Origin of the sequence: Geothrix rubra, from assembly GCF_030268065.1 — a bacterium.
In the GTDB taxonomy this organism is placed as follows: Bacteria; Acidobacteriota; Holophagae; order Holophagales; family Holophagaceae; genus Geothrix; species Geothrix rubra.
Genome location: NZ_BSDD01000005.1, coordinates 326,337 through 347,683 on the forward strand (window position 1 = coordinate 326,337; position 21,347 = coordinate 347,683).

A 21,347-nucleotide genomic window follows, 5' to 3' on the forward strand; every position below is an offset into this window, starting at 1 on the left:
GCGCTGGAGGAACCATGCGGTGCCCCTCGACCCTGGCCCTGATCCCCTGCCTGCTCGTGGCGGGTGTGGCCCCGACCCTGCGGGCCCAGTCAGCCGACCAGCCGAAGCCCGCCGGCGCCGCCACGGTGGAGGTGACCGCCACCCGCTTCCCCGAGGATCCGGTCAAGGTGCCGGCCTCCATCACCGTGCTCACCGGCAGGGACCTGGCGGACCGCGGCGCCACGGACCTGCGCAGCGCCCTGGCCCTGGCGGCGGGCATCAACATCGCGCCCGGCGGCGACGGCGGGCCGGCCTCCAGCATCCCCGAGTTCTGGGGCCTCAAGGAGTTCGACGCCTTCCTCCTGGTGGTGGATGGCGTGCCCTGGGGCGGGGCCTTCAATCCGGCCCTCAGCACCCTGGACCTGGAGAACGTGGAGCGCATCGAGATCCAGCGGGGCGCGGCACCCGTGATGTACGGCGCCACCTCCTTCGTCGGCGTCATCCAGGTGATCCACCGGCACCCGGCGGACACGGAAGGATCGGTCCGGCTGTCCGGAGGCAGCCACGGCAGCGGCGGCGCCGCCGTGACCCTGCGCCTGCCCCGCTGGTCGAAGGTGGAGTCCAGCCTCACGGCCGACGTGGCCAAGCAGGGCTACGACGACCCCCGCACGGCGTTCAAGCGGGGCCACGTCCTGTGGCGGAACCGGGCGGAGCTCGGCGCCGGGATCCTCCGCTTCGACCTCGACGCCGCGGCCGTGGACCAGAAGCCCGCCAGTCCCCATCCCCGGGTGGGCAAGGTCCTCACCACGGACGTGCCCCTGGATGCGAACCACAACCCCGACGGCGCCTACCTCAACGACCGGCGGGCCACCTTCACCCTGGGCTGGGACCAGCAGGCCGGCGCGGCCCTGTGGTCCACGATCCTCTCCACGTCCCGGTCGCGCCAGGACCTGTTCCGGGGCTTCCTGGTGGATGTGGTCACGACGGATCCCAACGCCCACGGCTACCGGGAGCGGATCGAGACCACGGACCTCTACTTCGACACGCACCTGGCCTGGACCGACCTGCCGGGCCTCAAGCTGGTGGCGGGCTTCGACCACCTCCATGGCGCCGGCACGGGCCGGGGCGGGGACTTCGACTACGTCGTGAACCTGGATGGCTCCAACGCGCCCGGCAGCGGCGCCCTGCCGCCGGCCGCCGACATCCGCATCGACGACCGCCGGGACTTCTCGGGCCTCTACGGCTTCGCCGAGTGGTCGCCCATGTCCCGCCTGGTGGTGGAGGGCGGCCTGCGCCTGAACCGCACAGAGGAGACCCGCCGGGCCTTCACCCTCGACTTCGCCAGCGCCACCCTGGACGGGGGTCAGGACCGCCGGACCGTGACGCGCCTCTCCGGCAGCGCCGGGCTCACCTGGACCGCCTGGCAGTCCGGCGCGGACCGCGTGAACCTCTTCGCCAGCTACCGGAACACCTACAAGCCCGGCGCCATCGACTTCGGCCTGGACAGCACGCCCGGGATCCTGAAGCCCGAGACCGCCGAGAGCTACGACCTGGGCGCGAAGTCGCGGCTGCTGGACGGTCGGCTCGACCTCGAGCTGAGCACCTTCCTCATGGACTTCAGCAACCTGGTGGTCTCCCAGAGCCTGGGGGGGCTGCCAGTGCTCGTGAACGCAGGCACGGAGCGCTTCCAGGGCATGGAACTGAGCGCCGACTGGCGGCTCCGGACCGACTGGTCCCTGCACGGCGCGTACAGCTACCACGACAGCCGATTCCGGGACTACGTCCAGGACTTCGGGGGCACGGCCACCCAGCTCGCCGGCAAGCGCCTGGAGATGTCGCCCTACCACCTGGGCGCCCTGGGCCTCCTCTACGCCCCGGCCCGAGGGTTCACGGGCTCCCTGGAGGCCCGGTACACCGGCGGGATCTTCATGGACAAGCGAAACCGGGCCCCCTATGGCGGCTACACCACCCTGGCCGCCGGCCTGGGCTACCGCGCCGCCCGCTGGGAGGTCCGCGTGAAGGGCGACAACCTCAGAGACCGCCGCGACCCCGTGGCCGAGAGCGAGATGGGCGACGCCCAGTACTACCTGCTCCCCGGCCGGCGGGTGACCGCCACCGTCAGCTACCGGTTCTGACACCTGCCGCTTCCGGTAAACTCAAAGGTTTGGACGGACCGATGAAGTTCCACATCCTCGCGACCCTGTGGGTCGCGGAGCGGAGTCCGGGGGACTCCGCAAGGCGGGGCCCCACAGGAAGCGAATCACGATGGAGCAGGTGAAGGACCGATGAAGTTCCACATCCAGACCTGGGGCTGCCAGATGAACGACCACGACGGCGAGAAGCTGTCGGGGCTGCTGTCGGCCGAGGGGTTCGAGGCGGTGGCGGAGGCCGGGGACGCGGACCTGGTGCTGCTGAACACCTGCTCCATCCGCGAGAAGGCGGTCCACAAGGTCTATTCCGAGCTGGGCCGGCTGCGGGAGGAGAAGCAGCGCCGGCCCCTGCTGGTGGGCGTCACGGGCTGCCTGGCCCAGCAGGAGCAGGCCGCCCTCTTCAAGCGGGCGCCCCACATCGACTTCGTGCTGGGGACCATGGCCCTCCGCCAGCTGCCCCGGCTGGTGGCGGAGGCCCAGGCCGGCAGGGGCCGGGTCATCGACACCGGCGAGTACCCGGACAACCACCTCTTCCCGCCCCAGGTGGCACGTCGGCGCGACACGGCCAAGGCCCTGGTGACGATCATCGAGGGCTGCAACCACGCCTGCACCTACTGCATTGTACCCACCACCCGCGGCACCGAGCGCAGCCGGCCCTTCGCGGATGTGGTGGCCGAGGTGCGGGGCCTCGTCGAAGCCGGCTACCGCGAGGTGGAGCTGCTGGGCCAGAACGTGAACAGCTACGCCGGCGGCTGCACCTTCGCCGAGCTGCTGGCGCGGGTGGCCGAGGTGGACGGCCTCGAGTGGCTCCGCTTCACCACCAGCCACCCCATGAACTTCACGCGGGACCTGGCGCGGGAGCTGGTGACGAACCCGAAGGTCGCGCCCTTCCTCCACCTGCCCCTGCAGAGCGGCAGCGACCGCATCCTCAAGCGCATGCTCCGCGAGTACACCATCGACCAGTACCTGGAGCGCCTGGGCTACCTGGGGGAAGGCCGGTCCCGCCTGGCCCTCAGCACGGACTTCATCGTGGGCTTCCCCGGCGAGACGGATGAGGACTTCGAGGCCACGATGCAGGTGCTGGAGACGGTCCAGTTCGACGCCTCCTTCAGCTTCATCTACTCGCCCCGGCCCGGCACGCCCTCCCTGCGCCTGAAGGACGACCTGCCCATGCCCGTGAAGTCCGAGCGGTTGGCCCGCCTCCAGCAGCGCCAGGCGGAGTTGACCCTGGCCAGCAACCGCCGCTTCGTGGGCCGGGAGATCCCCGTGCGCATCGAGAGCCGGACGGCCACCGAGCAGGGCTGGTGGCTGGCCCGCAGCGGCGAGTGGAAGACCATCCACCTGGCTGCCGGACCGGGCCGCGAGCTGCCCTTCGGCGAGCTGGTGCAGGCCCGCATCACCCAGGCCAGCCCCCACTTCCTGGGCGCGGAGCTGGTGTAGCCCCTACTCCGGTTTGAGGGTGTAGCGCCAGCTCCGGGTCTCGCCGGGGGCCAGGGTCACGAGGCCGGGCTTGGTGGTGAACTCGCCATCCCAGTCGGCGGGGCTGGCGAAGCCCTGCCAGGGCTCGAGGCAGAGGAAGGAAGGGCCGGGTTCCGGCTTGGCCCAGAGGCCCAGGTGGGGGAAGCCCTCCCAGGCCACCTCGAGGGCGGGCCCGCCCCTGGCTTCGAAGCGGAGCGACCGGCTGCGGACGCGGTCGAGGATGAGGGCGTCGTCGGCGAAGAGCCCCTCGTGAAGGTCCAGGATCCGGCCCCGCACCGGCGTGGGCCGCGGGTCGGGGGCGAGCAGGCCCCGAGCGTCCAGGCGGCGGATGGGATCCGGTTCGTCCTCCGCGAACACCACCCGGTGGGTGGCCTTCGGGAGGCCCGGCGCCAGGGGCCAGCGGAAGGCGGGATGGCCGCCCAGGCTGGCGGGCAGGGGGACCTCGCCGGGGTTCGTCAGGGCCAGCTCCGTGTGGAGGGCCCCGGCCTCGAGGCGGTAGCCCACCCGCAGGCGGAAGGCGAAGGGATAGGCGGCGAGGGTGTCGGCATCCTCTGCCAGTTCCAGGGCGCAGCTGGCCGGGGTGCGCCCGCTCCAGGCGAAGGTGCGGTCCCGGGCGAAGCCGTGCTTGGGCAGGGGGAAGTCCCGGCCGCCATGCTGCAGGGTGTCGGCCTTCAGGCCGCCCACGATGGGGAAGAGCAGGGGGGCCCGGCGCGGCCAGAGGGGGCCGCCATCCCAGAGGAGATCCGTGCCCCGGTGGCGGAGGGTCCGCAGTTCCGCGCCCGCGGCCGAGACCTCGGCCTCCAGTTCCCCCAGGCGCATCCGATGGCTGTCCATGCCTCCAGCATAGGGTGCCTCCCCCCTGGCTTCCCCGCGGCCTCGCCGGGGTGGGGTCGGGCACTCTCAGGGTTCCGCCGGTGACATCTGTGCTAGATTGGCCCCCTCCCCCCTGGTCAGGCCATTCCGGAGCCAGCCATGCACTTCACGGCGGACGTCATCGCGGCCACCCTCCACGCCCCTGCGGCGAACGTGGAGAAGCACTGGCCCCTGGTGGCCGGGGCCCTGGCAGCTCTCCAGATCGACGATCCGGCCACCGAGGTCGCGGCCATCGCCACCATCGGCACCGAGGGCTACACCTTCGCCCCCGAGCGGGAGGCCGGCAGCGAGGGCTACTTCCGGCGGGTGTACGAGTTCAAGCGGTCCCTGGGGAACACCGAATCCGGGGACGGCGCCAAGTACTGCGGGCGGGGCTTCATCCCCATCCTGGGGCGCTCCGAGTACGCCCAGTACGGCAAGCTCATCGGCGCCGACCTCCTGGCGGATCCCGATCTGGCCCTGGACCCCGGCCACGCGGCAAAGATCCTAGCCTATGCCTTCATGCTGAAGGAGGTCCCCAAGACCGCCGCCGCGGACGACTGGGTGAAGGTGCGGCGCCTGGTCAACGGGAACCTGGATGGCTGGAAGCGCTTCAGCAGCATCGTCACGGCCCTGCTCAAGCTGCTGCCCGAGCAGGGGTGAACCCGCCGGAGGCTGGTGCTCCCGCCCGGATTCGAACCGGGACGCCGTTGCCGGCAGCGGATTTTAAGTCCGCGGCGTCTGCCATTCCGCCACGGGAGCGCCCTCCCAGCCTAACGGGAGGGCCCGGCGCTGTGGTAGCTTCCTCGCGGAGGGAACCCGTGCGAGGCGTCCTGGCGGTCCTGCTGCTCGTTCCGGTCCTCCCGGTCCGGGCGGAGGATCGTGACCTGAAGCGCTTCTACGAGGCCCGGTGCGCCGTCTGCCACGGCGCGGACGGCACGGGGCGAGGGCCGGGCGGAATCCGCCTGGGACCGGCCAGCTTCGCGGACCCGAAGACCTTCGGCACCGCCTCCGACGGGGACCTGGCACGGGCCATCCGCCAGGGCAGCGGGGCCATGCCCGCTTTCGGGTTCGTCCTGGACGACGGGGAGGCCCGGCGGATGGTACGGGAGGTGATCCGCCCCATGGGTCCGAGGAAACATCGCTGACCGGCCCTTGCGCGCCGCCGTTCTGGAGGCATGTTGGAACGTCCGCTTTCCGGGAGGTGCCGTGGGCATGCGTACCCTTCTCCCCCTGCTGTGCGTCACGGGCCTCATGGCCCAGGCTCCGGCCCGGTCCGTGGACGATCTGCGGGCCTTCTTCCAGCAGAACTGCGTGAAGTGCCACGGGGTCGACGGTTCCGCCCTGGGTCCGGACGGGAAGAAGCTCAGGGGCTTCGATTTCACCGACGCGACCAAGGCGGCGGACCTGAACGACGCGAAGATGGTCCGGACCATCCAGAAGGGGATCTTCTTCGGCTGGATCATGCCTTCCTTCAAGGGGGAACTCAGCGAGGCGGACGCGGAGCTCATGGTCAAGGAGGTCCTGCGCAAGGCCCAGAAGGGGAAGCCCATCGCGCGGTAGCATGAGGGGATGCCCGGCGACGCCCCCGACCTTTCCGACCACCCCCTGATGAAGCACCTGAACGCCCCCCAGCGGGAGGCGGTCTGCCATGCCCATGGCCCGCTGCTCATCCTGGCGGGTGCCGGCTCGGGGAAGACCACGGTCATCACCCGCCGCATCGCCTGGCTCATCGAGGAGGAGGGCGTCCATCCCGGCTCCATCCTGGCCATGACGTTCACCAACAAGGCGGCGGAGGAGATGCGCGACCGCGTGCAGCGGCTCGTCTCGGTGCCCCTCGAGCAGCTGTGGGTCAGCACCTTCCACAGCTTCTGCACCCGCATCCTGCGCCGGGAGGGCGACCGCACGCCCGTGGGCCGGGACTTCGTCATCTTCGATCCCTCCGACCAGAAGAGCCTCATGAAGCAGGTCCTGGCCGAACTCCACCTGCCCGAGAAGCAGTTCCATCCCCGGAAGGTGCTGGAGGTGATCTCGGACTTCAAGAACCGCTGCCTGCTCCCGGAGGAGGCGCGGGAGGAGGCGCTGGATCCCTGGACGCGGAAGGTCCTGGAGGCCTACGACCTCTACCAGAAGGGCCTGCGCAGCCACCGGGCCTGCGACTTCGACGACCTGCTGCTCTACACGGAGCGCCTCTTCCGCGAGCCCGCCCTCCAGACGGCCTACGGCGACCGCTTCAAGTTCATCCTCGTGGACGAGTACCAGGACACCAACCGGGCCCAGTACCTGCTCGTGCAGCACCTCGCGCGGCGACACCACAACCTCTGCGTGGTGGGCGACGAGGACCAGTCCATCTACGGCTGGCGTGGCGCGGACATCCGCAACATCCTGGACTTCCAGCGGGACTTCCCGGAGGCGGTGCAGATCAAGCTGGAGCAGAACTACCGCAGCACCCAGCGCATCCTCGACGCCGCCAGCTCGGTCATCGCCAACAACTCCCAGCGCCTGGGCAAGACGCTGTGGAGCGACCTGGGCCACGGCGAATCCATCGTCTTCAAGCTGACGGACGAGGGGCGCCTGGAGGCGGAGTGGGTGGTGCAGCGCATCCTGGAACTCCGCGCCACGGATGCGGAGGCCAAGGTGGCCGTGCTCTACCGGGCCAACTGGCAGTCCCGGCAGCTGGAAGAGGCCCTGCGCGCCAGGAACCTGCCCTACCGGCTCGTGGGCGGCGTGAAGTTCTACGAGCGCCAGGAGGTGAAGGACCTGATCTCCTACCTGCGCCTGGTGTCGAACCCCTTCGACCTGGTGAGCTTCCGCCGCTGCGTGAACGCCCCCAGCCGGGGCGTGGGGCCCACCACCCTCGCGAAGATCGAGGGGGCCATCCCCGAGGGCGGGACGGCCCTGGAGGGCCTGGCGGACCTGCTCCGCCGGGGCGAACTGAAGGGCCGCGCCCAGCGCGAGATGGGGCGCTTCCTGGAGCTCTTCCGCCGGGCCGCGGGGGAGCGCGAGGCCCAGGGCCTGGCGGGCCTGGTGCGGTGGGTGCTCCAGGAGAGCGGCTACCTGCAGAGCCTGGAGGACGAGGGCACCCTGGAGGCCGAGGGCCGCATCCGCAACCTGGAGGAGTTCCTCAGCGCGGCGGCGGAGGCGGAATCCCTCGGGGTGCGGCTGTCGGAGTTCCTCGACCGCATCACCCTGGCCGCGGACGCGGACCAGGTGGAGGAGAGCGCCCACCTCAGCCTCATGACCATCCACTGCGCCAAGGGGCTGGAGTTCCCCTACGTCTTCGTGGTGGGCATGGAAGAGGACGTCTTCCCGAACCGCAACGCCCGGGAGACGCCCGAGGGCCTGGAGGAGGAGCGCCGCCTCTTCTATGTGGCCATCACCCGCGCCCAGCGCCGCCTCACGCTCACGGCCGCCCGCCGCCGGCGCATCATGGGCACGGAGATGCTGGGGATGCCCAGCCGCTTCCTGCGGGAGATCCCCGCCGAGGCCCTGCAGGCCCCCATCCGGTGGGGCACGGAGCTGTACCAGGCCGGCGAGGGCGTGCGGCCCGGCAGCTCCTTCACGCGGGGCGCCGGCGGGGCCTCCGTCGCCACCGAGCTCCAGCGCATCCGGGGCTTCTTCGACCGGGTGCGGGCGCAGGCGGAGGAGCCTGCCGATCCCAGCGGCCACCGCGACGAGCAACCGGAGCCTGAACCGGAATCCCGCCCGGCGGCCGGGGCCTGGCCCGGCGGCACCCGCGTCCGCAGCCCCCGGTTCGGGCGGGGCATCATCGTCGCCAGCTCCGGAAGCGGGGATGGGCTGACCTACACCGTGCGCTTCGCGGAGGCTGGGGAGAAGCGGATCGTGGCCCGCTTCGGCATGCTCGAGAAGGAAGGCTGAAGCGGGCCTGGCCCCCTCACAGCAGGTCCAGCAGGGCGTCCTCCGGCGAGGGGAACCGGAAGGGGAAGTCCAGGGCCTCGGCCTTCCCGGGATGCACGTAGGCGCCCCGCAGGAGCAGGTCGCGTCCCATCTCGCCCAGGGCCAGGCGGAGGCCCGCCGCGGCGAGGAAGCCCGGGATGGGCAGGAGGGGGCGATGGAGCCGCTTGGCCACCAGGCTCAGGAAGACCGCCTGGGAGACGGGTTCGGGGGCCGTGGCATTGAAGGGGCCCTCCCAGGCCGGATTCCGGGCGGCCTCCAGCAGCATCGCCACCAGGTCGTGGAGGTGGATCCAGCTGAGCCCCTGCCGGCCGTGACCCAACCGGCTGCCGGCGAACAGCCGAACGGGCAGGGCCATCTTGGGCAGGGCGCCGCCGCGCCGGGCCAGCACCACGCCGATGCGGGCGATCGCCACGCGCACGCCCAGGTCCCGGGCGGGCAGGGCGGCGGCCTCCCAGGCCCGGCAGACGTCGGGCAGGAAGCCCGTTCCGGCCGGAGCGAGCTCGCTGAGGGGGGTGTCGTCGTCGGTCGTCCCGTAGTAGCCGATGGCGGAGGCGTTCACGAGCACGGTGGGGCGCCGGGCGCAGGTCCGGAGGCCCTCGACCAGGTCCTCGGTGGGGCCGACGCGGCTCTCGAGGAGGGCCTTCCTGCGCCGGGCGCTCCACCGCCGGTCCGCGATGCCCTCGCCGGCCAGGTTGAAGACGGCGCCTGCGCCCTCCAGGACTTCGGCGGGGTTCTCCCACCCGTTTGCCGTCGCGCCCGTGGGGAGCACCGCCGAAGCCGGGCGGCGCGTGAGGACCACGACCTCGGTGCCCTGGGCCAGCAGGGCCTTCACGAGGGCCCGGCCCACCAGGCCGGTGCCTCCGGCCACCACCGCGCGCTGCAAGGGCTGTTCGGCCATGGCGGACTCCGTTCCTGCTGCAAGCATAGGCCTTCCCGGTGGCCCGTCCGGTGGGGAAACGCGGGTTGTCCAGGACCGGGTACCATGGACCCTGGCCTTGAGCCCCGCCGGGCTCCCACCGCCGAGGATCCCGTGCGCTACCTGCTCGCCAACCTGCCGCTGAATCTGGGAGAGGAGGCGCTGGACCTGGCGGTGCCGCTGGCCCACGCCCTGGGCGGGCGGGCCGGGGACTACCGGGCCGTGGCCCTGGAGCGGCGCAGCCTGGACGCCCGGCACAAGGGGGCCATCCGCTTCCTGGTGTCCCTCAGCTTCGAGACGGAACGGCCGCTCGCACTCGGCCTCCTTCCCGGCGGCCTGAAGCTGGACCCGGCGCCGGAGGCGGCGCCCTACGCCGTGCCGCCCGTGACCCGGAAGCCCCGGGTGGTGGTCGTGGGCTCTGGCCCGGCGGGGACCTTCTGCGCCCTGCGGCTGCTGGACTACGGGCTCGAACCCGTCGTCCTGGAGCGGGGGCCGGCCATGGGCGAGCGGGTGAAGGCCATCTCCGGCCTCTGGAAGGATGCGGTGCTGGATCCCGAGGCCAATGCCCAGTTCGGCGAGGGCGGCGCGGGCACCTTCAGCGACGGCAAGCTCACCACCCGCATCGGGCACCCCGCCACCCGCTACGTGCTGGACACCTTCGTGCGCTTCGGCGCGAACCCGAGGATCCTCTACCTGGCCAAGCCCCATGTGGGCACCGATGTCATCCGCCGCTGCGCCGTCCTCATCCGGAAGGACGCCGAGGCCCGGGGGGCGCGGTACCGGTTCCGGGCCCGCCTGGCGGACGTGCGCTTCGACGAGCGGGGCCGGGTGCGGGCCGCGGTGCTCGAAGGCGGTGAGGAGATCCCCTGCGAGGCGCTGGTGCTCGCGCCGGGCCACAGCGCCCGGGACACCTTCGAGATGCTGCACCGCCACGGGGTGGCCATGCGCCAGAAGCCCTTCGCCATGGGCGTCCGGGTGGAACATCCCCAGGACCTGGTGGACCGGGCCCAGTACGGCCCCAGCGCCGGCCATCCCTCCCTGCCCGCCGCGGACTACAAGCTGGTCTGCAACTTCGGCCTGAACCGCGCCGCCTACAGCTTCTGCATGTGCCCGGGCGGGGAGGTGATCCAGTGCGCCAGCGAGCCCGGCGGCGTGGTGGTGAACGGCATGAGCAACGAGAAGCGGGATTCGGGTTTCGCGAACTCCGGCCTCGTGGCGAAGGTGAACACGGCGGATTTCGGCAGCGACCACCCCCTGGCGGGCATGCACTTCCAGCGAACCTGGGAGCAGGCGGCCTTCCGGGCCGCGGGGGAGACCTACGGCGCCCCGGCCATGGCCGTGCAGGACTTCCTCAGGAACCGGGCGACGGGACGCCTTCCCCGCACCAGCTTCAGGCCCTTCGCCGTGGCCGCGGACCTGCGCACCTGCCTGCCGGGCTTCGTGCAGGAGCAGCTGGCGGGCGCCCTGCCGGTCTTCGACCGGAAGCTCCACGGCTTCGCCAGCCGCGAGGCCATCCTGCTGGCCATCGAGAGCCGCACCAGCAGCCCCATCCAGCTCCTGCGGGGCGAGGACGGCCAGTCCGTGTCCCATCCCGGCCTCTACCCCTGCGGCGAGGGCGCCGGCTTCGCCGGGGGCATCACCTCGGCGGCCGTGGACGGCATCCGCGTGGCCGAGTGGATCGCCCGGTCCGCCGGGGCCGAGGTGTTCCAGCCCTTCGAGAAGCAGGTGCGGGCCGGGGATCTGGCGAACGAGTACTAGACGGAGGGCCCGGCCTGCTCAGGCACCTCGAGGATCCGCCAGCCCTCCCCGAACTGCTCCAGGAAGCAGAGGGAATAGCAGCGGAAGAACACCGAGATGGGCAGGAGGGCCACGGAACTCAGGTAGGGGAGGAGGGCCACGCAGCAGGTGAGGCAGATGATGGCGATGGCCAGGAGGGCCGCGGGGATCCAGAGGACGAGGGTCATCAGGTAGAAGCCGAGGAACTGCCAGCCGTGTCCCGGCAGGAGCTCCTGCCGCAGGACGCCCCAGGCCACCGGGAGGTCCAGGTCTCGGCGGTACATGATGGGCACCACGAAATCCTTCAGCAGCAGGCTCACGGCCAGGAGCGCGAGCAGTCCGAGCAGCAGGATGCCGCCCACCAGTAGCAGCGGGAGGAACGCGGAGCGGCCGAAGGCCTGGGCCCGGAAGGCGGGCAGGACCACGAGGAACCCCGCCCCGACGACGACCGCGAGGAAGCCCAGCGTGACCAGGATGAGCACGAGCCGGAAGCGGAACACCTGGTTGCCTCGGTCCCGGAAGCGGTCCCAGGGTTCCACCACCGCCGCCCGGTCGCGGGCCACGCCGTCGAGGAACATGAAGGCGCCCCGGCTGGCCAGCCACTGGAAGAGCACCCCCAGCCCCAGGAGGAAGACCACCAGGAGGGCGCCGAGGAGGATCACCAGGGGCAGGTGCGCGCCCGCCCATTCCGCCAGGTGGCCCTCCCGGGCCAGGCGGGTGCGGTCGAAGGCCTGGTTGTAGTTCAACGAGCCCCCTCCGCCCAGGTGGGCGAGGAAGGCGCAGAAGCCCAGGACGAACCACTTCCCCAGGGAGAAGGGCTGGAAGAGGATGCGCTTCGTGTGGTCCAGGGCGGGCTGGATGGGACAGGTGATGGAGATCATGGCCCCCATCATCGGCCTTGGGTGTCCCGCAGGGAAGTCGGCTATCGTGGGCCACGTGCCGAAAAGGTGCGACATCCGTCCCGGAGGAACCATGTTCGAATCCGCGGAGCTCGGCCACAGGATCCCGAAGGAGGACTGGGACCGGGAGGTTCCGGTCCTGCGCGAGGCGCTGCTGGACGCCCAGTACGACCTGGCCGGGGCGAAGGGCTTCCCCGTGATCCTGCTGGTGGCTGGGGTGGACGGCTCGGGGAAGAGCGAAACGGTGAACACCCTCAACGAGTGGATGGACCCCCGCCACATCCAGACCCTCGGCCTGGACAAGCCCTCCGACGAGGAGCTGGAACGGCCCCACATGTGGCGGTACTGGCGCATGCTGCCGCCCAAGGGGAAGATCGGCATCTTCGACGGGTCCTGGTACACCTGGCCCATCCTGGAGCGGGCCCACGGCCGGACGAAGACCTCCGAACTGGACCAGGACATGGCCCGGGTGGCGCGCTTCGAGCAGATGCTCATCAACGAGGGCGCCCTGGTGCTGAAGTTCTGGATGCACCTGAGCAAGGACGCCCAGCGCAAGCGGCTCAAGGGTCTGGAGAAGGACCCCAAGACCCGGTGGCGGGTGACCGATCGGGACTGGAGGCACTTCGACATGTACGACACCTTCCGCCAGGTTTCGGAGCGGGCCCTGCGCGCCACCAGTACGGCCGAGGCGCCCTGGATCGTGGTGGAGGCGACCGACCCCCGGTACCAGCGGCTCACCGTCGGGAAGGTGCTGCTGGAGCGCCTGCGGGCGCGGCTGGACATGCCGGCGCCGAAGCCGGTGGTGATGCCGCCCGCCCCGCGGGTGGCCATCGACCAGGTGAACGTGCTCAAGGCCCTGGACCTGACCCAGCGCCTGGACAAGAAGGACTACGAGGAGGCCCTCCTGGAGCTCCAGGGACGCCTGAACCTCCTGACCCGCCACCGGAACTTCCGGAAGCATTCCGTGGTGCTGGTCTTCGAGGGGGTCGACGCCGCCGGCAAGGGCGGGGGCATCCGGCGCATCACCCAGGCCCTGGACGCGCGGACCTACCGCATCCATCCCGTCGCGGCCCCCACGGAGGAGGAGCGGGCCCAGCCCTACCTGTGGCGCTTCTGGCGGAACCTGCCCCGGCGGGGCAAGGTGGCCATCTTCGACCGCAGCTGGTACGGCCGGGTGCTGGTGGAACGGGTGGAGGGCTTCTGCTCCGAGGCCGACTGGCAGCGCGCCTACAGCGAGATCAACGACTTCGAGGACCAGGTCGTGCGGAGCCGCAGCATCATGGTGAAGTTCTGGCTGTCCATCAGCCAGGAGGAGCAGCTGCGCCGGTTCCAGGAACGCCAGGACACCCCCTTCAAGCGTTTCAAGATCACCGAGGAGGACTGGCGCAATCGCGAGAAGTGGCCCGCCTACGAGACCGCCATCTGCGACATGCTGGACCGCACCAGCACCGAGATCGCCCCCTGGACCCTGGTGGAGAGCGAGGACAAGCATTTCGGACGGATCAAGATGCTGAGGACGCTGTGCCGGCGGCTGGAGGAGGAGCTGTAGGGCGTCAGATGCCGCGCTCCTTGCCGAAGACCCGGTCGAGCACCAGGCCGGCGGTCTCCTCGATGCTGCGGCCGGTCACGTCGATGACGGGCCAGCGGCGGTGGTGCTTGAACACCCCGTCGGCATAGGCCAGCTCCTCCAGGATGTGCCCCATGTCGCTGTAGGTGTCCGCCGTGCCGGTGGCACCCAGGCGCTTCAGGCGGTAGGCGCGGATCTCCTGGAGGCGGTCCGCCTGGATGGTGAGGCCCACGATGCGGCCCTGGGGGATGTGGTCGAGTTCGGGCGGCAGGGGCACGCCGGGCACCAGGGGCACGTTCATGACCTTGTGCCCCTCCATGGCGAGGTACATGGAGAGGGGTGTCTTGCTGGTGCGGCTGATGCCCACCAGCACGATGTCGGCGTCCACCAGGCCGGTCATGTCGGCGCCGTCGTCGAAGCGGAGGGCGAACTCGATGGCCTCGATGCGCCGGAAGTACTTGTCGCCCACCGCGTGGAAGCTGCCCGGCCGCTCCTCGGGCCGCTCGCGCAGGTAGAGGGCCAGCGTGTCCAGCAGGTTGCCGAAGAGGTCCACCTGGGTGAGCCGCAGCTCCGCGCAGCGGTCCGCCAGGTAGAAGCGCAGCTCCCGGGACACCGTGGTGTGGACGATGACGGCGCGCTTCTCGGTGGCCGATTCCAGCACCCGGTCCAGGTCCTCCTGGGTCCGCACGTTCTGGAACCGGCGCACCAGGGCCGACGCCTCGCCCTTCGAGAACTGGGTGAGCGCCGCCTGGACGGTGCGGAGGGCGGTCTCGCCGGAGCCGCCGGACACCACGTAGATGGGTTGCCTGTCCATCTCCCTAGCCTACCCCTCGGGCATACTCTTGGGACGATGCACTTCTCCCCGCACACCGTCGCCCAGCTGGCCATGGCCCTGCCCCTGGCGGTGATGGTCCTCGGCCTGGTGCTCGTCGTGGCGCGCTGGATCCGCCTCCGCCGGAGTGTCCCCGGCGATCCGGGGGCGGTGCTGCTGGGCGCGGTGTCCAGCAGCCTGCGGGAGCGGGGCGAGCTGGCGGCCTCCCTGGGCGAGCTGCGCACGGTGCAGGAGCGCCTCGTGGACGCCCTCCCCTTCGGCCTGCTCTGGGTGGACCAGCGCCAGCGCCTGGCGGCCCTCAACCGGCGGGGCCAGGAGCTGCTCGGGGTGAAGGCGGGGGTGGTGGGCCTGGAGGCGGCCTTCGTCCTCGAGCCCTTCCCCTGGCTGCTGGAGGCCCTGGACCGGGAGCCGGGCCCCCCCTGGCGCTGCGCAGGCGCGGGCCGGCGCTGGCGGATCCGCCGCATCGAGGCTCCGGACCGGATCGGCGCCCTGGTGCAGTTCGAGGATGTGACGGAAGTGGAGCAGGAGGCCCGGCGGGTCCAGCTGCGCGAGCGGTTTGCGGAGCTGGGCGAGATGACCGCAGGCGTGGCCCACCAGCTCAAGAACGGGCTGGCGGTGTTGAAGGGCCACGGCCAGCTGCTGAAGCGGCAGGGCCACGCCGAGGCCGCCGAGGCGCTGCTGTCGGAGACGGAGGACCTGGAAGGGCTGGTCCAGCGGTTCCTCCAGTGGGCCCGGCCCCTGGAACCTGCCCTGCAGCCGCTGCGCCTCGAGGAGGCGGCGGGCCAGGCCCTGGCGGAGCTGAAGCGCCGCCCCGCGAGCCAGGGCCGGCAGCTGCTCCTGGAGGGCCAGGGCGGGGCCGAGGCTGATCCGCAGCTGCTGCACCAGGCCCTGGTGAACCTGCTGGAGAACGCCTGCCAGGCCACTCCGCTGAGCGGCCGGGTGCGGGTGCGCGTGGGCGAGGGGCGCCTGGAGATCCTGGACGAGGGGCCGGGGCTGGGCGAGGACACGGCCGTGCGCATGCTGCGTCCCTTCGAGAGTGGCCGGCCCGAAGGTACGGGCCTGGGGCTGCCCCTGGCCCTCAAGTGGCTGAATGCCCAGGGTGCCGACCTGAGGCTGGAGCCCCGGTCCGAGGGCGGAACCCGCACGGAGATCCGCTGGTAGGCTGGTTCCATGCGAGTGGCCCTGCTCCAGCTCAACGCGCGCCTCGGGGATGCCGAGGCCAACGGCCGCGCCCTGGAGGCTGCCTATGCCGCCGCCGTGGCCGCCGGCGCCGACTTGGTGCTGGCGCCGGAGCTGGCCATTCCGGGCTACCTGGCGGAGGATCGGCTCTGGGAAACCGGCCTGCGGCGGCGGGTGGAGGCGGAATCCCACCGGCTCGCCGGCCTGAGCGGGGCCGTCCCCCTGGTCTTCGGTACGGCCCGGCCCGCGCCCTCGGGGCGGCTCTGGAACGAGCTCTGGTGGTGCGAGCAGGGCGCCCTGAGGCAGGTCATCCGCAAGCGCGTGCTGCCCAGCTACGACGTCTTCGACGAGGCCCGGTACTTCGAACCCGATCCCGCGCCCCAGCCCCTGGTCGCCTTCCGCGGCGAGCGCCTCGGACTGTCCATCTGCGAGGACCTGTGGGCCGACGCCGAGCTCGGCAACGCCCCGGTCCGCTACGGACTGGATCCCATCGCCGAGCTCGTGGCCGCCGGGGCCACCCTCATCCTCAACGCCAGCGCCAGTCCCAGCGCCCTCGGGAGCTACCTGCCACCCGGCCGCACCGCGCCCTGGGCGATCCCCTCGAAGGATGACCAGCGGCGCCGCCTGATCCCGGGCCTGGCGCGGAAGCATGGCGTGCCCGTGGCCTACGCCAGCCGCGCCGGGGCGGAGAGCTGGCTCCTCTTCGACGGCGGCTCGGGATTGGCCCTGCCCGACGGGCGCTGGCAGGGCAGCGCGCCCTTCCAGGAGGGAATGATCCTGGTGGATACGGCCTCCGGGGGCGGTGCCTGGAACAGCTGCGGGGACGGCGCCTGGCTCCGCCGGGCCCTGGTGACCGGCCTGCGCGACAACCTGGCCAAGCAGGGCCTGGAGGGCCTGGTGCTGGGCCTCTCCGGCGGCATCGACAGCGCCGTCTGCGCCGCCCTCGCAGTGGAGGCCCTGGGCCCGGACCGGGTGATGGGCGTGGCCATGCCCACCCGGTTCAGCAGCGGTGAGAGCTCGGCCCTGGCGGAGGCCCAGGCCCGGGAACTGGGCATGCGGTTCCTGGCGCTGGATGCGGATGCGCCCTTCGCCGGGTTCGCCGAGGCCCTCGGGAAGGCCCTGCCGGGCCGGACCTTCGGCCTCACGGACGAGAACCTGCAGAGCCGGTCCCGGGGGGCGCTCGTCATGGCCCTCACCACGGAGCCGGAGGTGCAGCGGCGGCTCGGCACGGACCGCATCGCGGTCCTCACCACCGGCAACAAGAGCGAGGCGGCCACGGGCTACTTCACCCTCTACGGCGATGGCATCGGCGCCTTCGCCCCCCTGGGCGACTGCCTGAAGGCCCGCGTGTATGCCGTGGCGCGGGAACTGGGCGCCGCCGTGCCGCGCGCCGTCCTGGACCGCCCCCCCACCGCGGAGCTCCGGCCGGGGCAGACGGACGAGGCCAGCCTGCTGCCCTATGTCCAGCTGGATGCGATCCTCGGCGCGGCCGTGGAGGCCCAGCGACCCGAGGAGGGCCTCGCCGACGACCTGGCCCTGCTGCTGGAGGGCCCGGACCTGGAGGAGGCCCGGGCGGCCCTGCCGAGGATTCTCGGCCTGCTGCGCCGGACTGAGTTCAAGCGCCGCCAGCTTCCCTTCGCCTTCAAGGTGAGCCCGAAGGCCTTCGGGGCAGGGCGCCGCATCCCCCTCACCGCCGTTTGAAAAGCCGCACCACCGCGCTATCCTGGCGGTTCGTGCCGGCGTGGCGAAACTGGTAGACGCGCTAGACTCAAAATCTTGTTAGGCAACCCCTAGTGCCGGTTCGAGTCCGGCCGCCGGCACCAGTCGTCGGGCCCCGAGAGGGGCCCGACGCCTGGGCGGTCGGTCTGAGGTCACGGATGGTGCGCCGACGGCCTTCCTGCGAGACCCGCCTGGCTGTCAGGCCCGGTGCGGGCAGACGCGGGCGCCGCCGGCCCCGCGGCGGGCGTCGGCGTCCGATCGCCGGCACCCGTCTTCGGGCTCCGTGGGGGCTTCTTCCGCGCAGGCGGATCGACGGTCCCGGGAAGGGGCTCGACCTTCTGCTTGTCCAGGAATCCCGGAAGGATGGCATGGGAGAGGCCGTTCCCGATGAGCTTGCGGATGGCCTCCCACTCGTTGGTTTTGGGATCGCTGGTCGAACCGGAAATGCGGGTCACCGTGGCCACGGCCTTGCTGGATCGGTTCTTGAAGAGGCTCGCCAGCATTTGCAGCACGTGCATTTCCACGCGCTTTCCGAAGGGCTTCCCTTGATCCTTCTGGCGGTCGTAGATCTTCAGGTTCTTCAGCAGGGGCTTGATGTAGCCCTCCACCCGGCTGTTCTTCACGGTGATTTCGGTGTACACCGAGAACAGGCCCTCGGCCACATCCACCCCGGCGTAGGCGAGCAGGAACGCGTTGAGGTCGGGCAGGCGGGCATCATCCAGTTTGAGCCGGACATCAAAGTCCGCGGGGCTGGCGGTCAACCGGCTCCCGCCGGAGACCACGGTGGTTCCGTGGCCCATGAAGGTCCCATGGCCATGGAACCTGGATCTCCCCGGGCCGGCCTGGTTGCTCAGGTTTTCCAGGTCCAGGTCCACATCCGACATGAACAAGCGGTACGGGGGGGTGGTGGCCTCGTTCACGAAGCCGATCTGGCTGTGCGTCAGCTTCAGGAGGTCCACCTGAAGGAGCAGGCTGGGCGCGTTGCGGACCTTCTTGGCCAGCTTGACGGCCTGCCTCCCATGTTCCCATTCGATCGCCTTGGTGGCGCGGCTGGTCACGTAATCCACGCGCAGGTGTTCGAAGCGGACGTCGCGGAGATGGGCTTTCTGGGCTTCGGGGGTGTACTCCATGGACCCGTTCACGGAAAGGAACCCGCCTCTGGTCCTCAGCTGGAAGTCCTGGGCAAGGGGATCGAGGCGATCCAAGGGAACCTGGACCAGGTGGATCTCCCCTCGGGCGGCGAGGTAGGGTTCGCGAAGGAAATCCGCCGCTCCCTTGAAACTGACCCGCCCCGTGTCGAAGAGCACCCCTTCCAGGGTCACGGGAGATGGGAAGGTATCCCTGGCCGCGGCGATGTTGCGCACATTCCTGGCCACCATGGAGACCTTCGTGAGCTGGAGCGGTCTGCCGGTGGTGTCGCCGGAAAGGTAGAGGAGAGAGCCATCCAGGACTTCCACCCGGTCCAGCTTGATGGGATAGACGGATTCCACGGCGCGTTGCCAACCCCGATCCTTCAGGCTCACGTGGCTGTTGGCCTCCTCCTTGAGCTGGTCCAGGTTGATGTGCAGCGCGGGACGCAGGATGGTCAGGTCCCCGGCCACCTTGAGGCGAAGCAGCTCATGGAACACCAGGGAGAACTCCAGGGCGCCGAAATCCGCGACGGGCGGATCCGGGTGGGAGTTCTGCACCAGGACCAGGTTGTCCAGGTCGAAGGCCAACTTCCAGATGTGGGGGCGCGCCCGGCCGATGCGGACCGTATAGCCGTTCAGCTTCGAATTCATGGTCCGCTCGGCCCACCTGCGCATGGGGCTCGCGAGCAGGGCATCCAGCATCCACAGGACCACCACGAGGGACCCGGCCAGGCCCGAAAGGATCGCCTTGCCGGGATTGGCCCGGCAGACCTTCAAGAACCGCCTCCACCGCCCCGGGGGGGCGGCTCCTGGAAGAGGGTCTCCCGGGCCCTCCGGAGGGAATGGTTCGAGCGTTTCCATGACCGTGTCTGATGCGATTCCCGTGATCAGGAGGCCGAGGCGTCCGGGGAGGAGCGGGGCTGAAGCCTCACCTCCACGGCCGCCGCGGGCTCAAGCACCCGGAAGGTGAAGGATTCCGTGAAATACAGCTCGACCTCCCGGGTGTCGTGCCGTTGGTAGCCGATGGTCAGGTCCTGGCCGACGGTCATCTCGAAATCGCCCCCCCGGCGCGAGAGCACAGCCCCGCCCTCAAGGGCCGGACTCCAATGGATGCCGCCGGAGAAGAGGACCTCGACCCGCTTACGTAGCGGGTAGGCCCCTGGATCTCCAGCCATCAGCCACGCGTAGGGTTCCGTGCCCAGGACCAGGGCGAACGGACCCCCGATCTCAGCCTCCTGGATGGCGAGCAGGGCCCTTTCGAGGGATTCGGTGAACCTGCCCCGGTCGGGGCTGAGGGGCACCGGCGGATGGCTGGGGCCCTCAAGCATGCCCTGGATGCCGGCCCCATCGAATCCCCGGTAGAGGGCCGTCTCTTCGAAGATCGCCACCCTTCTCGCGGCCTCGGTCAGGCCATGCAGATCCGGGTTCTTCGCACCGCGCGCGACATCATCCAGTTCCCAGATCCCCAGGGTGAAGGGCACCCGGATCTCGAGGAGCGGGAGGACCTTGTGCAGTCCCCAGGCCACTCCGCCCTTTGTCTCCCCGGATCCGACGTCCAGCCTCCCGAGGTTCACCGCGGCGAACTGCCAGCCATGGGGGCCGCAGAAGTCCACCAGTTTCCGTCCCGAGAGGTTCCCCTTCAGGATCCGTGAGCTCTGGCGTTCGATCTCCCTCCAGGCTTCGTCTGTGATGGGCGCCATGTCGCGCCGGAGGATGTCTGTCATGGCCGTATCTCCTGGGCGGAGCGCCCGTTCATTTCAGGTTTCCCAATCCCAGGCCGCTGCCAGGCGCCGCCGGAGGTCCGGCCCCGGCAGCCACCTCGGTCAGGGCCCCTGACGCGAAGATGAATTTCCGCATCTGGGTGTCGAATTCAGGCATGGCCCGGCGGAGCCACTCGAGCAGCATCGCCGCGTGCTCCATCTCGTCGTTGCGGTTGTGGATCAGGATGGCCTTGATGGACGCGTCCTCCGACACATCCGCTCGCTGGTGGTAGTTGTCGATGGCCTCCAGCTCTTCCTGGAGGCTGGCCAGCGCCCGATGGAGGTCGAGCGCCCCGGCCGAGAGGCCCGCTTCGATGAGTCCGCCGTTCATGTAAGGTCGCCTTCCCCGCCACCGGCATTCAGGACGCCGAACCGCCTGGATACTTCGCTCCACTTGATGTTTTCGAGGAAGGCGTTGATGTAGTCAGGGCGCCTGATGCCGTAATCCACCATGAAGGCGTGCTCCCAGCTGTCCAGCACCAGGAGCAGGTCCTGCTCGATCGGCAGGCCGAGATGGTGCTCGGCCACGAAATAGGTGTGGAGCCTGCCGTCCCGGCGGTTGCGGGTCAGCAGCGCCCAGCCGGGGCCACACAGGGCGGCCGCCTTGAGATCGGCCAGCACCTGGTCCTTGCCGCCCTGGGCCTCCAGGGCATGCTGAATCCCCGGGCTGAGGGCCGCATCGGCCCCGAGGTTCTCGAAGTAGCGCTCGTGGAGGAAGGTGCCGTTGAAGGCCACGGCTTCCCGGCGCTTCAGTTCGCTGTATTCGTTGAAGGAATAGTTGGGTTTGGCATTGCTCGTGAGGGTAAGCTTCTCCTCGATCTCATTGAGCTTGGCCAGATAGCCCTTGTAGAGGGTGAAGTGCAGGTCCAGCTGGCTGTCGCTGAACCCCTTCAAGGTTCCGCCCTTCAGGTACTCGTAGTTCTTGGGTTCGTACGCCATGAATTCCCCCGCAAAGGTTCCACATGGCGCAGTCCATCTGATGACGGGGCACCTGGGCCCATCAGCAGGCATCTTTTGAACCAAAACAATAAGCCAAATTGATAGAATTTTTACATAATATCGCTGGTCTGGATTGGGTGGATCATCCCATCAAGTTGAAATGCAGCCTCGGTCAGATCGAAGGGCTGCGTCGACCCGGATCCCGCCTATGAACCGGATCGGGAAGGCCCCGTCGGGCCCGGCCCTGATCCA

General features: G+C 70.4%; 18 protein-coding genes and 2 tRNA genes. 11 read left to right on the forward strand and 9 right to left on the reverse strand.

All coding sequences use genetic code 11. The features are described from left to right. Positions 1 to 14 precede the first annotated feature (14 nt). Together QSJ33_RS13765 and miaB are read left to right on the forward strand one after the other, a co-directional pair. Positions 15 to 2,114, forward strand: a complete 2,100-nt coding sequence (locus QSJ33_RS13765) for a TonB-dependent receptor (RefSeq protein ID WP_285727156.1) — start codon at positions 15 to 17, stop codon at positions 2,112 to 2,114. A gap of 150 nt (positions 2,115 to 2,264) precedes the next feature. After that, a complete protein-coding gene (gene miaB, locus QSJ33_RS13770) occupies positions 2,265 to 3,569 on the forward strand; it encodes a tRNA (N6-isopentenyl adenosine(37)-C2)-methylthiotransferase MiaB (RefSeq protein ID WP_285727158.1) in 1,305 nt (434 codons plus the stop codon). A 3-nt stretch (positions 3,570 to 3,572) separates the two neighbouring features. Here the strand turns inward: miaB and QSJ33_RS13775 are convergent, their stop codons facing one another. Continuing rightward, positions 3,573 to 4,442 carry an aldose 1-epimerase family protein gene (locus QSJ33_RS13775; RefSeq protein ID WP_285727160.1) on the reverse strand — a complete coding sequence of 290 codons (870 nt, stop codon included), beginning with the start codon at positions 4,440 to 4,442 and terminating at the stop codon, positions 3,573 to 3,575. Positions 4,443 to 4,580: 138 nt separating this feature from the next. On the opposite strand from QSJ33_RS13775, the gene QSJ33_RS13780 reads away from it, so the two are divergent. Continuing rightward, entirely contained in the window at positions 4,581 to 5,123 is a 543-nt protein-coding gene (locus QSJ33_RS13780) for a glycoside hydrolase family 19 protein (protein ID WP_285727162.1), read from the forward strand. A 13-nt stretch (positions 5,124 to 5,136) separates the two neighbouring features. Here QSJ33_RS13780 and QSJ33_RS13785 read toward each other — a convergent pair. After that, positions 5,137 to 5,222, reverse strand: a tRNA-Leu gene (locus QSJ33_RS13785). 59 nt (positions 5,223 to 5,281) lie between these two features. On the opposite strand from QSJ33_RS13785, the gene QSJ33_RS13790 reads away from it, so the two are divergent. The 3 genes from QSJ33_RS13790 to QSJ33_RS13800 all read left to right on the forward strand — a co-directional run bounded on the left by QSJ33_RS13790 (position 5,282) and on the right by QSJ33_RS13800 (position 8,339). Further along, entirely contained in the window at positions 5,282 to 5,608 is a 327-nt protein-coding gene (locus tag QSJ33_RS13790; RefSeq protein WP_285727164.1) for a c-type cytochrome, read from the forward strand. Between the two features lie 67 nt (positions 5,609 to 5,675). Beyond that, a complete protein-coding gene (locus tag QSJ33_RS13795) occupies positions 5,676 to 6,023 on the forward strand; it encodes a c-type cytochrome (protein ID WP_285727167.1) in 348 nt (115 codons plus the stop codon). A gap of 9 nt (positions 6,024 to 6,032) precedes the next feature. Beyond that, on the forward strand, positions 6,033 to 8,339 hold the full coding sequence (locus tag QSJ33_RS13800) for an ATP-dependent helicase (protein ID WP_285727169.1): 2,307 nt from the start codon (positions 6,033 to 6,035) through the stop codon (positions 8,337 to 8,339). Between the two features lie 16 nt (positions 8,340 to 8,355). Here QSJ33_RS13800 and QSJ33_RS13805 read toward each other — a convergent pair whose 3' ends face one another. Next, positions 8,356 to 9,276, reverse strand: a complete 921-nt coding sequence (locus tag QSJ33_RS13805) for a TIGR01777 family oxidoreductase (protein WP_285727172.1) — start codon at positions 9,274 to 9,276, stop codon at positions 8,356 to 8,358. An 84-nt stretch (positions 9,277 to 9,360) separates the two neighbouring features. Between QSJ33_RS13805 and QSJ33_RS13810 the strand changes: the two genes are divergently transcribed. Next, on the forward strand, positions 9,361 to 11,052 hold the full coding sequence (locus QSJ33_RS13810; RefSeq protein ID WP_285727174.1) for an NAD(P)/FAD-dependent oxidoreductase: 1,692 nt from the start codon (positions 9,361 to 9,363) through the stop codon (positions 11,050 to 11,052). Here QSJ33_RS13810 and QSJ33_RS13815 read toward each other — a convergent pair. Continuing rightward, complete coding sequence (locus QSJ33_RS13815) at positions 11,049 to 11,951, reverse strand: DUF7544 domain-containing protein (RefSeq protein WP_285727176.1); 903 nt, start codon at positions 11,949 to 11,951, stop codon at positions 11,049 to 11,051. The genes QSJ33_RS13810 and QSJ33_RS13815 overlap by 4 nt on opposite strands. A 91-nt stretch (positions 11,952 to 12,042) precedes the next feature. On the opposite strand from QSJ33_RS13815, the gene pap reads away from it, so the two are divergent. Continuing rightward, positions 12,043 to 13,518, forward strand: a complete 1,476-nt coding sequence (pap, locus tag QSJ33_RS13820; RefSeq protein ID WP_285727178.1) for a polyphosphate:AMP phosphotransferase — start codon at positions 12,043 to 12,045, stop codon at positions 13,516 to 13,518. Between the two features lie 4 nt (positions 13,519 to 13,522). Here the strand turns inward: pap and QSJ33_RS13825 are convergent, their stop codons facing one another. Further along, positions 13,523 to 14,350 (reverse strand): pyruvate, water dikinase regulatory protein, encoded by an 828-nt coding sequence (locus QSJ33_RS13825; protein ID WP_285727180.1) that lies wholly within the window; start codon positions 14,348 to 14,350, stop codon positions 13,523 to 13,525. Between the two features lie 36 nt (positions 14,351 to 14,386). Between QSJ33_RS13825 and QSJ33_RS13830 the strand changes: the two genes are divergently transcribed. The 3 genes from QSJ33_RS13830 to QSJ33_RS13840 all read left to right on the forward strand — a co-directional run bounded on the left by QSJ33_RS13830 (position 14,387) and on the right by QSJ33_RS13840 (position 17,370). After that, a complete protein-coding gene (locus QSJ33_RS13830) occupies positions 14,387 to 15,529 on the forward strand; it encodes a sensor histidine kinase (RefSeq protein ID WP_285727182.1) in 1,143 nt (380 codons plus the stop codon). Positions 15,530 to 15,538: 9 nt separating this feature from the next. Next, positions 15,539 to 17,248 (forward strand): NAD(+) synthase, encoded by a 1,710-nt coding sequence (gene nadE / locus QSJ33_RS13835; protein WP_285727185.1) that lies wholly within the window; start codon positions 15,539 to 15,541, stop codon positions 17,246 to 17,248. A gap of 34 nt (positions 17,249 to 17,282) precedes the next feature. Next, positions 17,283 to 17,370, forward strand: a tRNA-Leu gene (locus QSJ33_RS13840). A gap of 48 nt (positions 17,371 to 17,418) precedes the next feature. Here the strand turns inward: QSJ33_RS13840 and QSJ33_RS13845 are convergent. The 4 genes from QSJ33_RS13845 to QSJ33_RS13860 all read right to left on the reverse strand — a co-directional run bounded on the left by QSJ33_RS13845 (position 17,419) and on the right by QSJ33_RS13860 (position 21,095). Further along, a complete protein-coding gene (locus QSJ33_RS13845) occupies positions 17,419 to 19,173 on the reverse strand; it encodes a DUF748 domain-containing protein (RefSeq protein WP_285727187.1) in 1,755 nt (584 codons plus the stop codon). Positions 19,174 to 19,283: 110 nt separating this feature from the next. After that, complete coding sequence (locus QSJ33_RS13850; RefSeq protein ID WP_285727190.1) at positions 19,284 to 20,120, reverse strand: family 1 encapsulin nanocompartment shell protein; 837 nt, start codon at positions 20,118 to 20,120, stop codon at positions 19,284 to 19,286. A gap of 28 nt (positions 20,121 to 20,148) precedes the next feature. Next, entirely contained in the window at positions 20,149 to 20,487 is a 339-nt protein-coding gene (locus QSJ33_RS13855) for a ferritin family protein (RefSeq protein ID WP_285727193.1), read from the reverse strand. Next, complete coding sequence (locus QSJ33_RS13860) at positions 20,484 to 21,095, reverse strand: superoxide dismutase (RefSeq protein ID WP_285727195.1); 612 nt, start codon at positions 21,093 to 21,095, stop codon at positions 20,484 to 20,486. Before QSJ33_RS13860 ends, QSJ33_RS13855 begins: the two co-directional genes overlap by 4 nt. Between the last annotated feature and the right edge of the window lie 252 nt (positions 21,096 to 21,347).

Bases quoted from the DNA above. Each gene is read 5' to 3' on its own strand.
- QSJ33_RS13765 (WP_285727156.1), top strand. From the start codon at position 15: ATGCGGTGCCCCTCGACCCTGGCCCTGATCCCCTGCCTGCTCGTGGCG.
- miaB (WP_285727158.1), top strand. From the start codon at position 2,265: ATGAAGTTCCACATCCAGACCTGGGGCTGCCAGATGAACGACCACGAC.
- QSJ33_RS13775 (WP_285727160.1), bottom strand. From the start codon at position 4,442: ATGGACAGCCATCGGATGCGCCTGGGGGAACTGGAGGCCGAGGTCTCG.
- QSJ33_RS13780 (WP_285727162.1), top strand. From the start codon at position 4,581: ATGCACTTCACGGCGGACGTCATCGCGGCCACCCTCCACGCCCCTGCG.
- QSJ33_RS13795 (WP_285727167.1), top strand. From the start codon at position 5,676: ATGCGTACCCTTCTCCCCCTGCTGTGCGTCACGGGCCTCATGGCCCAG.
- QSJ33_RS13800 (WP_285727169.1), top strand. From the start codon at position 6,033: ATGCCCGGCGACGCCCCCGACCTTTCCGACCACCCCCTGATGAAGCAC.
- QSJ33_RS13805 (WP_285727172.1), bottom strand. From the start codon at position 9,276: ATGGCCGAACAGCCCTTGCAGCGCGCGGTGGTGGCCGGAGGCACCGGC.
- QSJ33_RS13810 (WP_285727174.1), top strand. From the start codon at position 9,361: ATGGACCCTGGCCTTGAGCCCCGCCGGGCTCCCACCGCCGAGGATCCC.
- QSJ33_RS13815 (WP_285727176.1), bottom strand. From the start codon at position 11,951: ATGATCTCCATCACCTGTCCCATCCAGCCCGCCCTGGACCACACGAAG.
- pap (WP_285727178.1), top strand. From the start codon at position 12,043: ATGTTCGAATCCGCGGAGCTCGGCCACAGGATCCCGAAGGAGGACTGG.
- QSJ33_RS13825 (WP_285727180.1), bottom strand. From the start codon at position 14,350: ATGGACAGGCAACCCATCTACGTGGTGTCCGGCGGCTCCGGCGAGACC.
- QSJ33_RS13830 (WP_285727182.1), top strand. From the start codon at position 14,387: ATGCACTTCTCCCCGCACACCGTCGCCCAGCTGGCCATGGCCCTGCCC.
- nadE (WP_285727185.1), top strand. From the start codon at position 15,539: ATGCGAGTGGCCCTGCTCCAGCTCAACGCGCGCCTCGGGGATGCCGAG.
- QSJ33_RS13850 (WP_285727190.1), bottom strand. From the start codon at position 20,120: ATGACAGACATCCTCCGGCGCGACATGGCGCCCATCACAGACGAAGCC.
- QSJ33_RS13855 (WP_285727193.1), bottom strand. From the start codon at position 20,487: ATGAACGGCGGACTCATCGAAGCGGGCCTCTCGGCCGGGGCGCTCGAC.
- QSJ33_RS13860 (WP_285727195.1), bottom strand. From the start codon at position 21,095: ATGGCGTACGAACCCAAGAACTACGAGTACCTGAAGGGCGGAACCTTG.